The 15,294-nt window shown below is 64.1% G+C and carries 14 protein-coding genes; 11 read left to right on the top strand and 3 right to left on the bottom strand.

The window, feature by feature from the left end; all coding sequences use genetic code 11:
• Positions 1-67: 67 nt before the first annotated feature.
• The 6 genes from AC1D02_RS03390 to AC1D02_RS03365 all read left to right on the top strand — a co-directional run bounded on the left by AC1D02_RS03390 (position 68) and on the right by AC1D02_RS03365 (position 7,142).
• Positions 68-2,461, top strand: a complete 2,394-nt coding sequence (locus AC1D02_RS03390; protein ID WP_477313682.1) for a sensor domain-containing protein — start codon at positions 68-70, stop codon at positions 2,459-2,461.
• A gap of 279 nt (positions 2,462-2,740) precedes the next feature.
• A complete protein-coding gene (locus AC1D02_RS03385) occupies positions 2,741-3,979 on the top strand; it encodes a sensor histidine kinase (RefSeq protein ID WP_477313680.1) in 1,239 nt (412 codons plus the stop codon).
• 74 nt (positions 3,980-4,053) lie between these two features.
• A complete protein-coding gene (locus AC1D02_RS03380; RefSeq protein WP_477313678.1) occupies positions 4,054-4,815 on the top strand; it encodes a LytR/AlgR family response regulator transcription factor in 762 nt (253 codons plus the stop codon).
• A gap of 149 nt (positions 4,816-4,964) precedes the next feature.
• Entirely contained in the window at positions 4,965-5,615 is a 651-nt protein-coding gene (locus AC1D02_RS03375) for a hypothetical protein (RefSeq protein WP_477313676.1), read from the top strand.
• 31 nt (positions 5,616-5,646) lie between these two features.
• The gene (locus AC1D02_RS03370) at positions 5,647-5,877 is read left to right on the top strand and encodes an RES domain-containing protein (protein ID WP_477314001.1); all 231 of its coding nucleotides are present in this window, start codon (positions 5,647-5,649) and stop codon (positions 5,875-5,877) included.
• A 110-nt stretch (positions 5,878-5,987) separates the two neighbouring features.
• On the top strand, positions 5,988-7,142 hold the full coding sequence (locus AC1D02_RS03365; RefSeq protein ID WP_477313674.1) for a PAS domain-containing sensor histidine kinase: 1,155 nt from the start codon (positions 5,988-5,990) through the stop codon (positions 7,140-7,142).
• A gap of 3 nt (positions 7,143-7,145) precedes the next feature.
• On the opposite strand, the gene AC1D02_RS03360 is transcribed toward AC1D02_RS03365, so the two are convergent.
• The 3 genes from AC1D02_RS03360 to AC1D02_RS03350 all read right to left on the bottom strand — a co-directional run bounded on the left by AC1D02_RS03360 (position 7,146) and on the right by AC1D02_RS03350 (position 9,883).
• Positions 7,146-8,171 (bottom strand): porin, encoded by a 1,026-nt coding sequence (locus tag AC1D02_RS03360; protein ID WP_477313672.1) that lies wholly within the window; start codon positions 8,169-8,171, stop codon positions 7,146-7,148.
• Between the two features lie 103 nt (positions 8,172-8,274).
• Positions 8,275-8,925 carry a class I SAM-dependent methyltransferase gene (locus tag AC1D02_RS03355; RefSeq protein ID WP_477313670.1) on the bottom strand — a complete coding sequence of 217 codons (651 nt, stop codon included), beginning with the start codon at positions 8,923-8,925 and terminating at the stop codon, positions 8,275-8,277.
• Positions 8,926-8,941: 16 nt separating this feature from the next.
• A complete protein-coding gene (locus tag AC1D02_RS03350) occupies positions 8,942-9,883 on the bottom strand; it encodes a CysB family HTH-type transcriptional regulator (RefSeq protein WP_477313668.1) in 942 nt (313 codons plus the stop codon).
• A gap of 174 nt (positions 9,884-10,057) precedes the next feature.
• Here AC1D02_RS03350 and AC1D02_RS03345 point away from each other — a divergent pair, with 174 nt between their 5' ends.
• From AC1D02_RS03345 to AC1D02_RS03325, 5 genes are read left to right on the top strand one after another with little or no spacing between them, the layout of a single operon-like run.
• Complete coding sequence (locus tag AC1D02_RS03345; protein ID WP_477313666.1) at positions 10,058-11,746, top strand: nitrite/sulfite reductase; 1,689 nt, start codon at positions 10,058-10,060, stop codon at positions 11,744-11,746.
• Positions 11,739-12,296, top strand: coding sequence for a DUF934 domain-containing protein (locus AC1D02_RS03340; RefSeq protein ID WP_477313664.1), 558 nt, complete (start codon positions 11,739-11,741; stop codon positions 12,294-12,296). Before AC1D02_RS03345 ends, AC1D02_RS03340 begins: the two co-directional genes overlap by 8 nt.
• Positions 12,297-12,305: 9 nt before the next feature.
• A complete protein-coding gene (locus AC1D02_RS03335; protein ID WP_477313662.1) occupies positions 12,306-13,022 on the top strand; it encodes a phosphoadenylyl-sulfate reductase in 717 nt (238 codons plus the stop codon).
• Positions 13,023-13,044: 22 nt separating this feature from the next.
• Positions 13,045-13,983: a sulfate adenylyltransferase subunit CysD gene (cysD, locus tag AC1D02_RS03330; protein WP_477313660.1), complete on the top strand. Its 939-nt coding sequence runs from the start codon at positions 13,045-13,047 to the stop codon at positions 13,981-13,983.
• The gene (locus tag AC1D02_RS03325; RefSeq protein ID WP_477313658.1) at positions 13,983-15,290 is read left to right on the top strand and encodes a sulfate adenylyltransferase subunit 1; all 1,308 of its coding nucleotides are present in this window, start codon (positions 13,983-13,985) and stop codon (positions 15,288-15,290) included. The genes cysD and AC1D02_RS03325 overlap by 1 nt, the downstream gene beginning before the upstream one ends.
• Positions 15,291-15,294 lie beyond the last annotated feature (4 nt).

Below are 15,294 nucleotides of genomic sequence, written 5' to 3'. Positions count from 1 at the left end.
TGTCGGGAACCCCCGGTGGCCAAGTTTGTCCAACTGTTAATACGCACCAATCATCGGCAAGGACACCATGGCTACCAGCGAATCGACGGTCGATGCAGCCTTCATCGTCAACGATTCCTGCGCCATCGTCACCTGGAACGCCGGCTGTGAGCACCTGTTCGGCCTGCGCGGCGGCAGCGCACTGAGCCGGCCGCTGGCGACCTTGCTGGTCGACGCCAGCGCGGCCAAGGTGGCGCGCCAATGGCCCAGGCTGCGGTACCAGCACGAGCCCTTGCGCTTCGACGTGCAGATCGCCAGGCTCGACGGCAGCAACCCGGCCGCGGAACTGGTGCTCACGCCCCAGGCCAACGTCACCGGCACCCCGGCCGGCTGCGTCGCCCAGTTTTGGGCCAAGACCGACAGTTCCGAGCACGCTCTCATCGGCGGCATTCCGCTGCGCAACATCATCGACGTGCTGCCGGGCACCTTCTACGTCTTGCGCCGCGACGGCACCTTCGCGCTGTGGAACAAGACAGTCGAAGCGGCCACCGGGCTGAACAGCGAAGAAATGCGCACCGTGCAGGCGCTCGAGATGTTCGACGTCACCGAGAAAAACAAGATCAACGAAAAGATCCAGCAGGTGTTCGAGCGCGGCGACCAGGTATTCGTCGAAGCGAACCTGCTCGACAGGGATGGCCACGGCACGCCCTACCTGCTGACCGGCGCGCGCATCGAATGCCGCGACAAGTTCTACCTGTGCGGCATGGGGCTCGACATTTCGGTGCGCCACCAGCAGGAAGAACAGCTGCGCCTGCGCGAGCGCGCGCTGCACGCGGCCAGCAACGGGCTGGTCATCACTTGCTGCCGCGGCAAGGACAACCCGATCGAATACGTCAATCCGGCCTTCGAGCGCATCACCGGCTACAGCGCCGACGAAGTGATCGGACGCGATTCCCGCTTCATCGCCGCCCCGGGCCTGGACGCCGACGCGCGCGCGCAATTGCGCCGCGCGATCGACTTGCGCCAGGAGGTCAACGTCACTTTGCGCAACCAGCGCAAGAATGGCGAACTGTTCTGGAACGACCTGACCATTACCCCGGTAGCCGACGAGAAAGGCCATGTCACCCATTTCATCGGCGTCATCAACGACGTCACCGAGCACAAGCAGCGCACTGCCCACCTTGAACACGAAGTCAACCACGATCCGCTCACCGGCCTGGCCAACCGCACCCTGCTGTGGGACCGGCTCGAGCAAGCGATCCACATGGCCCAGCGCAACAAGGCGCTGGTCGCCACCGTGCTGCTGGACCTGGACGGCTTCAAGCAGATCAATGACACGCTTGGCCACGAGGCCGGCGACGAAGTGCTGACCGTGGTGGCCAACCGGCTGGTGGCGGCGGTGCGTGACAGCGATACGGTGGCGCGCCTGTCGGGCGACGAATTCGTGCTGGTGCTGGTCAACCAGCCGTCGCTGCGCTTCACGCTGCGCATGGTCGACCGCCTGCGCCAGGGCATCAACAAGCCCGTCGTCTTCAACGGCGCCGAAATCGACGTGCGCGCCAGCATCGGCGTCAGCGTCTATCCGCATGACGGCGACACCGCCTTCGACCTGGTGCGCGCGGCCGACGTGGCGATGTACCATGCCAAGGGCGCGCGCAAGAACGGCGTTCATTTCTTCTCGGCGGAAATGAAAACCACCAGCGAGGCCAAGCAGCGGCTGGAAGACAGCATGCGCGTCGCGGTCGAGCAGGACCAGTTGTTCGTGCAGTTCCAGCCCAAGGTGTGCATGCACAGCGGGCGCATTCGCGGTTTCGAAGCGCTGCTGCGCTGGAACCATCCCGAACAGGGCCTGCTGCTGCCGGCCGCCTTCCTGGCGGAGGCGGAGGAAAACGGCGCCATCATCGCGTTCGGCGACCTCGTGCTCGAGCGCGCCTGCGCCCTGCTGCAACGGCTCGGCGCTGCCGGCTTCGGCGACATGCCGGTGTCGATCAATGTGTCGCAGCGCGAATACGTGCGGCCCCACTACGTCGAGCACGTGGCCGCGGTGCTCGCGCGTTTCCGGCTGCCGCCCGCCAACCTGGACATCGAAGTGCGCGAAGAGGGCCTGGCGCGCAACCATCACCTGGGCGCCGAGCTGATAACGCAACTGAGCGAGCTGGGCGTGCTGCGCAGCGTCGACGCGTTCGGCGATGGCGTGTCCGACCTGAACTACCTGCAAAAGCTGCCGCTGTCGCACGTCAAGCTGGCCAAGGCGGCGGTGCACCAGATCTCGCCGGAAACCCGGCGCGGACCGATCGCCAAGAGCCTGATCGACATCGGCCACAACATGAACCTGACCGTCATCGCCGAATGCGTCGAAACGCGCGCCCAGGTCGACTTCCTCAAGTCCAACCTGTGCGACCAGATGCAGGGGCTGTATTACAAGGAGCCCTTATCCGCGGAAGCCGCCGAACAACTGCTGGGCGCCACCGTCAGCGCCTGAGTTCAAGCGGCGCTGACCAACATCCGGGTCTGGTCCGGCGGAGCGACGGGGACGCCGAGTCCCCGACCGTGACGCCGCCGCATGCGTATCCGCGCCGAGCGCGCAGCCCACTCCCCGAATCGTGCAGCCTGTCGCAAGCCACTGGCGGCGCCCCGCCCCCGCCGATACAGTTGCATCATCCCAACAGTGCTTGCACCAACGATGCCTTTTATGCAGCACGCCGCGGTGGGAGCAGTTACACTCGCCGCTTGCACAGAATTTTGACTGACACGGAACACCATGGAAGCTCGGCGCAACAATTCGCACCAACTGACCGCCATCCTCGGATGGCTGCACCGCTTTTTCGACGCGGTCGCCACCTGGGTCAGCCAGCTGTCGTGGTGGAAGTTTTTCCTGTTCGCCTCCCTCGCCCTGATCGCCGGCAAGATCCTGCAGGACGAACTGTTCTCCGGCGGCGGCGAGGAAGTCGTCGTCCGCAACGACAAGCGGGCGCACAAGAAGGCGCCCGAGAGCAACATCCTGATCGACGACAGCGGCATCCGCTTCAACCCGCGGCCCAATGCCAAGCGCGGCGCCGCCGTGGTGCCGGAGCCGCCGGTGCCGGGCGAGACGCCCGAGGCGCCGGCCGCGCCGGTCCCGCCCAAAGGCTCGGCCGCCAGCGGCGAGGAAGTCCACATCGCGCTGCCGCCGCAGATCGGCGAGGAGCTGTCGAATGCGATCGAGGCGGCGGTGGACGACGCCGCCGAAGCGAAGGTCTCGCGCTATCACAAGCAGGCCTCGACCTGGTTCAAGAGTTTCGTGTCGCTGCTGGTGATCGCCCTGTTCGCCACCAAGGCGCTGGTCGGCGGCAAGAAACGCGCCGAAGCGCAGACCCAGAGCGCCAACGCCGCGGTCGAGCGCGAATCGATGCAGCGCCAGCTGTCCGAAGCGAAGATGCAGATGATGCAGGCGCAGGTCGAGCCGCACTTCCTGTTCAACACCCTTGCTTCGGTCGAATACCTGATCCAGACCGATCCGCCGCGCGCCTCGGCGATGCAGCGCAGCCTGATCCAGTACCTGCGCGCGGTGCTGCCGCAGATGCGCGACAACGCCGTCGTCACCAACCTCGGGCGCGAAGTCGACATGGTCAAGGCTTACCTGAACCTGCTCAAGATGCGGATGGAAGAACGGCTGACGGTCGACATGCAGATCCCCGAGCAACTGCGCAGCGCGGCCTTCCCGCCGATGATGCTGCAGTCGATGGTGGAAAACGCCATCAAACACGGACTCGAATGCAAGGCCGAAGGCGGCACCCTGAAGATCGTCGCCGAAGTCGCCGGCAACAAGCTGCGCGTGATCGTCACCGATGACGGCGTCGGCTTCGGCGTGGTGCCGAGCGACGGCACCGGCCTGGGCCTGCCGACCATCCGCGAACGCCTGAAGCTGCTGCACGGCGACGCCGGCCAGCTGCACATCGCCGCCAATTCGCCTTCCGGCGTGATCGCCACCGTCGAAGTGCCCTACCAGGTGTCCAGGTAGCCCCCACGCAGCGATTGATTAACGCGCCAATTCATTGAATAATTGGCATTCCATTCCCTTTGCCCGAACCGACTATGCCAACAGCAATCATTGCCGACGACGAAAGACTGATGCGCGACCAACTGAGGATGCGCCTGGGCCAGGTATGGCCCGAACTCGACATCGTCGGCGAAGCAAAGAATGGCGAGGAAGCGGTCGAGCTGGTCCGGCAGCTCAAGCCGGACCTGACCTTCCTCGACATCCGCATGCCGGGCACGACGGGAATGGAAGCGGCGCGCCAGATCGGCGGCCAGAGCAACATCGTGTTCGTCACCGCCTACGACCAATACGCGGTCGAAGCGTTCGAGCGCGGCGCGGTCGATTACGTGCTGAAACCGCCCGAGCCTGAGCGCCTGCAGGTCACGGTCGATCGGCTGAAGGAGCGGCTGAACAAGCCCAAGGAAGCGGTCAACGAGAGCGTCACCCAGATGCTGTCCCAGCTGGCCGAAAAGATGGCGGCGCCGAAGCCAACCTACCTGCAATGGATCCAGGCCAGCATCGGCCAGGACCTGCGCATGATCCCGGTCGAGGACATCCTGTTCTTCCGTTCCGACGAAAAATACACCTGCGTGCAGACCGAGAAATTCGAGGCACTGATCCGCAAGCCGGTGCGCGACCTGGCCGAAGAGCTCGATCCATCGCTGTTCTGGCAGATCCACCGCGCCACGCTGGTCAACGTCAACGCGATCGAAGGCGTCACGCGCGACATCCGCGGACGGCACCTCGTGCTGATCAAGGGCAAGCCGGACAAGCTGGAAGTGAGCCGCAGCTTCCTGCACCTCTTCAAGCAGATGTAATCGCCGGGGCAAGGTTCAATGGACCTGCCCCATTTTCCTTTTTCGTTTGCGCCAGATCACACTCCGGACGTTTGCTTTGGTTGCTCCAGTTGCTCTGGTTGCGTCACGCGCGTAGAATTGGCGCGTACACTTCCTCGAACGAGAACGCCATGAGCAACGCGATCACCGTCCGGCCCCAATCGGCGCAAGATGAGCTCATTTTAGGCCGCGATAGCTCCGAACTGAGCTCATTCATCCTGCAGGTGCACGACGAGATGTCGCCACGCTTGCTCCAACGGCTGCATCAGGCGCTTGACGATCTCGGCATCGCCTCCAATCTGGTCGCGGTCGAACCGCTTGGCGAATTTTTGGCTGCCGACGTTGTTTCCCCCAACGACGCAAACGACGAGGACACGCCGGCCGCGATCCTCGAAGCCAACCAGCAAGCCACGCGCGAAGCGAAATCCCGCGGCGAGGCACGCTTGGTGCAGTGGACCAAGGACGGTACGCTGGTCGAAGGAAAGCGTCTATACGAGGCTTGGGGTATCACGCGCCAAGCCCTGGACAAAGCGCGCGAGCGCGGCGACATTTTTTCCATACGGGTCAGCGGCCAGCACTTCTATCCGATCGAGGCCGAACAATTTAGCCGCGCCGACCTGGCGCAGGTCACGCGGGCGCTCGGCGATATCAGTTCTGGCAGCAAGCTTATTTTCCTCAAGCGCAAGCACGGTGCGCTGGGCGACCGCACTCCCGCCGAGGCAATAGAACACAGCATGCTCGCCGACGTATTGCGGATCGCCGCAAACTGGATACGTATCTGAACCCGATGGTGCCGGATTTCGCCGCAACGACATCTGCGCGACCAGCGAATACGCTTTCACTCAGGCCTTGAGTCGTGCGGTGCACGAGCAGCTTCCAGGCGTCGATGGAATCTATTACATCAGCCGCCAATTGAACAACCGGTGTGCCGCAGCATTTTTCGAACGCTCCTGCATGCGCTGCAGCCCGATGCGCGTCAGACTCTGCCGGCATCCACATTACCCGCGCACGCTGCGACTGTTCAATGTGGAAATCGTTGACTGATACGCGAACAACGCGTTTGTCCACTGCTTGAGTCCCCTCAAGCTCCGCTTCCCGCCACGCTCTAATGTAGACGACGGGCTTGCGTTCGCGGGCCATCCACGGCGCGCGCGATGAACCGACTCTTCAAGTCCCTGCTATCCGGTTCGGCCTTGCTGGCGATCGGCATGGCCGCCGGCCGCGCGCTGACGCCGCGTCCGCGCATGGCGCACGAGCATGGCGACGACATCATCGAGCACGCCAGCGAAGCGATCATCTCCACCGACGACAGTAACACCATCACGATGGTCAATCCCTCAGCCGCGGCGATGTTCGCCACCACGATCGACAAGATGCTCGGACGACCGTTGGGCAATTTCCTGACGCCGGCGCCGACCACTCATGACGGCCCGGCCGCGTACTTCGGCGACAGCAGCCGGGTCGGCCGGCGCGCCACCGACTACGCCGTCAGCGGCATCCGCGCCGGCGGCGAAACCTTCCCGCTCGAAGGATCGGTGTCCACCGTGCGCGAAGACGACGTGCCGATCCACACCATCATCCTGCGCGATGTCAGCGGCCGCCACCGGGTGCAAGAGAAGCTGTCGCGCTCGCACGCCCAGTTGCGCCAGTTGTCGGCGGCGCTGCAAACGATCCGCGAAGAAGAACGCACCCACATCGCGCGTGAACTGCACGACGATCTCGGCCAGCTGCTCGCCACGCTGCGCATGGACCTGGCGCTGCTGCAGCAGCACGGGGCCGGCGCCGACGGCAAGCGCCTGATCAAGGGCATGGAGCAGAACCTGCTGACCGCGATCACATCGCTGCGCCGCATCGCCACCAACCTGCGTCCCCGTTCGCTCGACGAGGGCGGCCTGTTCTTCGCGCTGCAGGGCTTGCGCGACGACTTCGTCGAACGCTACGGCATCGCCTGCGCGCTGTTCGCCGACGAAGCCGAACTGCGCCTCGACGACACCGCCAGCACGGCGATCTTCCGCATCGTGCAGGAAGCGCTGACCAACATCGCGCGCCACGCCAAAGCTAACAACGTCACCATCACGCTGTACCGCATCAACGGCGAAGTGCTGCTCACCATTCGCGACGACGGCCGCGGCATCGCCGCTTCAGACATGGAAAAGGCCCAATCGCTGGGCCTTGTGGGAATGCGCGAACGCGTGTGGGCGATGGACGGCGACATCACCATCAGCTCGGACGAGCCGCCCGGCACGCGCATCGACATCGTGCTGCCGCTGCCGCACGGCGACGAATCCGGCGAGCGGCGGCCGCACTAGCGCCTAGAAGTTGTGGTGCACGCCGACGCCGTAGTACTTCACGTCGGTCGCGGCCTTCTTGTCCGAAATGTCGGCGTAGAGGAAGGTGCGCTTGGACAGGTTGTACTCGTAGCCCAGCGAAGCCTGCTTGGTCTTGACCGCGCCGTCCGGAGTCTTCTGGCCGTAGCCGATCAGGAATCGGCCCGGACCCATGGTGTAGTTCGCGCCGACCAGCCAGCCCTTGGTGTCGGGGTTGACCGCCTTTGTGTGGCCCTGGTCCTGGCGCGCGTAGGTCGCCATCAGCTTCAGTTCCGGCATCGGGTTGACCGAGACGCCCGCCTGCAGCAGCCTGGTTTCGACGGCGTTGCGCTCGTAGCCGAGCATCGCGCCTAACATGCCAGCCTTGTAAGAGGCAGCGACCGAGAACGGGTTGGCCGAGGCTTCGCCGTTGGCTGGATACTGAGGCGCGGCAGCGGTGCCGCGGCCGACGAGAACCGGGCCGCCATTGGCTTCCTGGGTGCCGACCGTGACGTTCAGCGTGATGCCGCCCATGACCGGGCTGGTGTACCAGACGGCGTTGTTGAAGCGGTCATTCGAACTGCCGGAGGCATCGAGCGGCTGGCTGGTGTAGCCGGCCACTTCGACGTCGCCCTTGAAGCCAGGGGTGCCGGAGATGCCGTTGAACGGATCGAACGCATCCTTGGCTTCCTGCACGGCGGTAACGCCGCGGCCGATGCGGACCATGCCGAAGGCGCCTTGCAGGCCCACGCGGGACTGACCCTGGAACAGCGGACGGCTGCCCGACTCCACGGTGCCGGTGTCCGGCTCGTAGCGCATCTCGATCTGGAACAGTGCTTTCAGGCCGTTGCCCAGGTCTTCCGTACCGCGGAAGCCGAGCTTGTTGGCGTCGCGCTTGGTGACGGCCAGGGTCTTGTCGGTGACTTTGACGATGCCGGCGTCGATCGCGCCGTACACGGCGACGTTGGTTTGCGCGCTGGCGGAAGTGGCGAAGGCGGCGAGCACGATGGCTGCAAATGGAATTGTTTTCACTTGTCTTTTCAGGTTGAAGTTAAAGGATCTACCGGGATCGAATAATGCCCGGCAAATACTTCAACATCATGACAAGATGAAACCAGCTGTTGCCGAATGTGTCTTATTTGAGACGCGCCGTCAGCATCCAGTAATACTCGAGACGCACGATTTTCAGTTCGCGCACCGACGACGCCAGCTTCTTGCGCAGCGAACTGTCCGACGGATACGTCTTCGGAATCTCGTAGCGCTCGCCGTCCGGCGCCGCCAGGATCTGATAGGTGTTGCCTTCCAGGTCGGTGCGCGCGACGGTCGGGCTGCTGCCTTCGACATACGCGTCGTCGGCCAGCACGATCACCACGTCCTTGCCGACCTTGCTGCGCACGTGCGCCAGGAATTTTTCCTGCAGCTCGCGCTTGACGTGCGACCACCAGAAGCCGATGAACACGGCGGTGAAGCTGCCCAGGTCGTCCGGCAGGTTCCACGCGTCGGCGACGCGGAATTTCACCTTGCCGGCAGGCAGGCCGCGCGAGACGGCCAGCGCCAGCATCTCCGGATTGATGTCGACGGCCACCACCGAGTCGGCGCTGGCGGCGATGATGCTGGTCCAGTAGCCGGTGCCGCAGGCCAGTTCCAGCACCACGTGGCCGCGCAGCGCGTTGGCCACATGCGTGCGCAGTTGGGCCAGGTCGTGCTGGCGTTCGGGCTTGTCGTACACCTTGTCGTGTTCTTGGGCGCTCTTGGCGTAAAACTGTGCGGATTGTTCGGTGATCATGGATTTCTAAATAAAGTTAAAGCTCGTAGGTTTCCTTGGCGCCGTTCATGGCCGACTCGACCATCTTGCGGTTCAAGGTCGGCGCCAGCAGTTCGATGAATGTATAGACATAGCTGCGCAGGTAGGCGCCCTGCTTGACCGCCACCCGCGACACGTTCATGCCGAACAGGTGGCCGACCGGGATCGCGCGCAGGTTCTTGTCGCGCTCGGCGTCGAACGCCATGCCCGCTATGATACCAATCCCCATGCCCAGCTCGACATAAGTCTTGATGACGTCGGCGTCGATCGCCTCCAGCAGCACGTCCGGTTTCAGCCCGCGCAGCCCGAACGCGTGGTCGATCTTGTTGCGGCCGGCGAACGCCGTATCGTAGGTAATGATCGGATACGTCGCGATTTCCTCCAGCGACACCGCCTTCGAATACAGCAAGGGATGGTCGGGCGCCACCACGACGACGTGTTCCCACTGGTAACACGGCAAGGTGATCAAGCCGTCGATGCTGGCGATCGACTCGGTGGCGATGGCCATGTCGGCCTGGTCGCTCTTGACCATGTCGGCAATCTGCTTCGGATTGCCTTGCAAAAGAGACAAGCGTACCTTCGGATATTTCGCCATGAAGCCCTGCACCACCTTGGGCAGGATGTAGCGTGCCTGCGTATGCGTGGTGGCGATGGTGAAACTGCCGCTGTCCTGCGCCGCGTATTCCTTGCCGATGCGCTTGAGGCTGTCGATCTCCTGCATGATCAGCTCGACCGACTCGAGCACCAGCCGGCCCGGCTCGGTCAGCCCGCGGATCCGTTTGCCGTGCCTTGTAAAAATATCAACGCCGAGTTCTTCTTCGAGCTCGATAATTGCCTTGGACACACCCGGTTGCGACGTAAACAGCGCCTTGGCCGCGTCGGTGAGGTTGAAATTCTGGCGCACGGCCTCGCGGACGAAGCGCAGTTGGTGAAGATTCATCGATGTTTTCTGGAAAGTCGCCGCATGCCGAGCGCATGCCAATAACGCATTTTATAAGAATGCTTATGCCCGATACGAATATAAGCAAATAAATACTCGGTCGTTTGGAATAAAGGCAGAGTTTATTACCATTGAGGCTAGTTTGGGGCTCCAAGCGCCTTTTAGGACCGACTTATGTACCGTTACGACCAGTATGACCACCTCATCGTGCGCGAGCGCATCGCCCAGTACCGCGACCAGGTGCGGCGCCGCCTCTCCGACGAGCTGACCGAAGCAGAATTCCTGCCGCTGCGCCTGCAAAATGGCCTGTACATGCAGCGCCACGCCTACATGCTGCGCATCGCTGTGCCGTACGGCCTGCTTTCCTCGGCACAGATGCGCATGTTCGCCCACATCGCCCGCAAGTACGACCGCGGCTACGGCCATTTCACGACGCGCCAGAACATCCAGTTCAACTGGATCGAACTGGAACAGACGCCCGAGATCCTCTCCGACTTCGCCTCCGTCGAGATGCACGCGATCCAGACCTCGGGCAACTGCATCCGCAATACGACTTCCGATCCGTTTGCCGGCGTGGCCGCCGACGAGATCATCGACCCGCGTCCGTTCGCCGAGATCCTGCGCCAGTGGAGCACCTTCCACCCCGAGTTCATCGCCCTGCCGCGCAAGTTCAAGGTCGCCATCAACGGCGCCGAAGAAGACCGCGCCGCGATCGCCGTGCACGACATCGGCCTGACCATGGTGCGCAATTCGGCCGGCGAAGTCGGCTTCAAGTTCATGGCCGGCGGCGGCATGGGCCGCACCCCGATCCTGGGCAGCGTGATCCGCGAGTTCCTGCCGTGGCAGCACATGCTGACGTACACCGAGGCCGTCATGCGCGTGTATAACCAGTACGGCCGCCGCGACAACAAGTACAAGGCGCGCATCAAGATCCTGCTCAAGGCGCTGGGCGTCGAGGAATTCACGCGCCAGGTGGAAGCCGAATGGGCCGACCTGAAGGACAACGCCGAAACCCTGACGGCCGAAGAACTGGCGCGCGTATCGGCCTACTTCACCGCGCCGGCCTACGCCGACCTCCCGAACGTCGATCCGGCCGCCGGCCACGAGGACAACAAGGCCTTCGCCAACTGGATGAAGCGCAATCTCCATCCGCACAAGGTCCCGGGCTACACGGCCGTCGTGCTGTCACTGAAGAAGACCGGCGTGCCGCCGGGCGACGCGACCGCCGCGCAGATGGACTTCATGGCCGACCTGTCGGACCGCTACAGCTTCGGCGAACTGCGCGTCACCCACGAGCAGAACATCGTGCTGGCCGACGTCGAGCAGCAGCGCCTGTTCGAGCTGTGGACCGAGATCAGGGCCAAGGGCTTGGCCACGCCGAACATCGGCCTGCTGACCGACATCATCTGCTGCCCGGGCGGTGACTTCTGCTCGCTGGCCAACGCCAAGTCGCTGCCGATCGCCGCGGCCATCGCCGAGCGCTTCGACAACCTCGACTTCCAGCACGACATCGGCGAGATTGAACTGAACATCTCGGGCTGCATCAACGCCTGCGGCCACCATCACGTCGGCTCGATCGGCGTGCTGGGCGTCGACAAGGACGGCACCGAGTGGTACCAGGTGTCGATCGGCGGCGCGCAAGGCAATGCGCCGGCCATCGGCAAGATCATCGGCCCGTCGTTCTCGGCGCTGCAAATGCCCGAAGTAATCGACCGCCTGCTGCAGGTGTACGTGCGCGAGCGCTACGAAGACGAGCGCTTCGTCGACACCGCGCAGCGCCTCGGCATCGCGCCGTTCAAAGACCACGTGTACGCCACGCCGATCAATTCCAGCGGCACCGTCGGGGAAGACCACTATGCTTGAATCGAACACCCGCATCATCAAGGGCCGTGAAGTCGTCGCCGACGACTGGAGCGTGCTGCGCCTGGACGAGACCGACGCGCCGGACAGCGCCGTCGTCCCCGAAGGCAAAGTTATCGTGCCGCTCGCGGTCTGGGAATCGCAGCGCGCCGCGCTGGCCGGCCGCGCCGACCTGGGCGTCTGGATCGGCGCCGACGAGCGTCCCGAAACGCTGAAGGGTGAGCTGGATAAATTCGCCGTCGTCGCCGTCGACTTCCCCAAGTTCACCGATGGCCGCGGCTACTCGATCGCCTACAACCTGCGCAAGCGCCTCGGCTACACGGGCGAACTGCGCGCGATCGGCGACGTGCTGCGCGACCAGCTGTTCTCGATGCACCGCGTCGGCTTCGACGCCTTCGCCACCCGCCCCGACCGCAGCATCGACGATGCGCTCAAGGGCCTGACCGACTTTTCCGAAACCTATCAGGCGTCGGTGGACCAGGACCTGCCGCTGTACCGTCGCCACGTGCGCGACGTGCGGGTCGAGTCCAGCGACGTCGGCTACGGGATCTGAGGAGCGCGCATGACCGACCTGAACGCCCTCGTCGCAGCCACCAGCGGCACGCTCGATCGCATCGCGCGCGATTTCACGCCGGCGGTGTGCGCATCGAGCCTGGCCGCCGAAGACATGGTGCTGACCGACCTGATCCTGAAAGCCGGCCTGCCGATCGGGATCTTCTCGCTCGACACCGGCCGCCTGCATCCGGAAACGCTGGCCGTGCTGGGCGCCGTCAAGGCGCGCTACGGCTACGACATCGAGCTGTACCACCCGAACGCGCAGGCAGTCGACAACTACGTCGCCGTGAACGGCCTGAACGCCTTCTACGACAGCGTCGACATGCGCCGCGAATGCTGCCGCATCCGCAAGGTGGAGCCGCTTGGCCGCGCGCTGGCGGGCAAGAAGGCCTGGATTACCGGCCAGCGCCGCGCGCAATCGAGCACACGCGCGGACCTGTCGGTCGAAGAAGACGATCCGGCGCATGGCATGACCAAGTTCAATCCGCTGGCCGACTGGTCGGAGCAGGATGTGTGGGACTACATCCGCGCCAACGACGTGCCGTACAACGCGCTGCACGACCAGGGTTTCCCGTCGATCGGCTGCGCACCGTGCACGCGCGCCGTGCAGCCGGGCGAGGACGTCCGCGCCGGCCGCTGGTGGTGGGAGAACCCGGACTCGAAGGAATGCGGCCTGCACATGGTCGACGGCAAACTGATTCGCATTAAATCCGTGGCTGCATAAGCCGCACGAGAAAGCACCGCCAATGAACACTATCACCGACACCCCGAGCGTACTCACCGCCGTGAATGCGCGCCACCTCGATGCGCTGGAGTCCGAAGCTATCCACATCATGCGCGAAGTCGCTGCCGAATGCGCCAACCCCGCCCTGCTGTTCTCAGGCGGCAAAGACTCGGTGGTGCTGCTGCGCCTGGCCGAAAAGGCCTTCCGCCCCGGTAAATTCCCGTTCCCGCTGGTGCACATCGACACCGGTCACAACTTCGCCGAGGTGATCGAGTTCCGCGACGCCCGCGTGGCCGAACTGGGCGAACGCCTGATCGTCGGTTCGGTCGAAGACTCGATCAAGCGCGGCACCGTGCGGCTGCGAAATCCGGCCACCGACTCGCGCAACGCGGCACAGGCCGTGACGCTGCTCGAGACGATCGCCGAACACGGCTTCGACGCCTGCATCGGCGGCGCCCGCCGCGACGAGGAAAAGGCGCGCGCGAAGGAACGCATCTTCTCCTTCCGCGACGAATTCGGCCAGTGGGATCCGAAGGCCCAGCGCCCCGAACTCTGGGACCTGTACAACACCCGCGTGCATCCGGGCGAGAACATGCGCGTGTTCCCAATCTCGAACTGGACCGAGCTCGATGTCTGGCTCTACATCCAGCGCGAAAAGCTGGCGCTGCCGCCGATCTACTTCGCCCACGAGCGCCAGGTCATTCCGCGCAATGGCCTCTTGGTGCCGCTGACCGACCTGACGCCGCCGCGCGAAGGCGAGAGCGTCGAGACCCAGGTCGTGCGCTTCCGCACCGTCGGCGACATCTCCTGCACCTGCCCGGTGTCCTCGAACGCATCGACGGTCGAGGCGATCATCGCCGAGACCGCGATCACCCAGATCACCGAACGCGGCGCCACCCGGATGGACGACCAGACGTCCGAAGCCTCGATGGAAAAACGCAAGAAAGCAGGATACTTCTAATGAACGCCATGAATGAAAAACTGACCGAAAGAGGACTGCTGCGTTTCATCACCGCCGGTTCGGTCGACGACGGCAAGAGCACCCTGATCGGCCGCCTGCTGTTCGACAGCAAAGGCATCTTCGCCGACCAGCTCGATGCGATGTCGCGCTCGAAGCACAAGCGCACCGTCGGCGACGCGGTCGACCTGTCGCTGCTGACCGACGGCCTGGAAGCCGAGCGCGAGCAGGGCATCACGATCGACGTGGCCTACCGCTACTTCGCCACGCCGAAGCGCAAGTTCATCATCGCCGACACCCCGGGCCACGAGCAGTACACCCGCAACATGGTGACCGGCGCCTCGACGGCCGACGCGGTGATCATCCTGATCGACGTGTCGAAGGTGAAGCTGCGCGAAGACGGCGGCGTCGACCTGCTGATCCAGACCAAGCGCCACTCGACCATCGCGCACCTGCTGAAAATCGAGCATGTCGTCGTCGCGGTCAACAAGATGGACCTGGCCGGCTACGATCAGACGGTGTACGACCGCATCGTCAAGGCCTACCGCGAGTTCGCCGCGTCGCTGGGCCTGAACGACATTACGCCGATTCCGCTGTCGGCGCTCACCGGCGACAACGTGGTCGAGAAAAGCGAGAACATGCCGTGGTACCAGGGCCCCACCCTGATCGAGCTGCTCGAATCGCTGTCGGTGTACGACGAATCGCACCACGCGCCGTTTCGCTTCCCGGTGCAGCTGGTGGCGCGCCACAACGGCCACGAGGCCAACGACTTCCGCGGCTACATGGGCCGCATCGAAGCGGGCAAGGTCAGCGTCGGCGACAAGCTGGTGGTGCAGCCGTCGGGTCAGAGCGCGACGGTGAAGGACATCGTTACGCTGGAAGGCTCGCATGCGTCCGCGGTGGTTGGACAGTCGATTACCCTGCTGCTGAACGAACACCTCGACATCTCGCGCGGCGACCTGCTGGCCGGCGCCGAGCAGCCGGCGACCTTGCTGAAGAACGTGGTAGCCGACGTCTGCTGGATGTCGGACGAGCCGCTCGACGTGCGCCGCAAGTATTGGATCAAGCACGGCACGCGCCAGACCGCGGCCAAAGTGAAGACGGTCGATTCCATCCTCGACATCAACACCCAGCAGCGCCATCCGGCCGAAGGCCTGAAGCTGAACGACATCGCGCGCATCGGCCTGACCGTGCAGCAGCCGCTGGCGGCCGACGCCTACGACGACATCCGCGCCACCGGCGCCTTCATCCTGATCGATGAAGTCACCCACCAGACAGTCGCCGCGGGCATGATCCGCCTCGACGCTTAACCGG

The organism is Massilia sp. P1_C10 (assembly GCF_056406475.1).
This window is presented reverse-complemented; position numbering and strand designations above follow the sequence as displayed.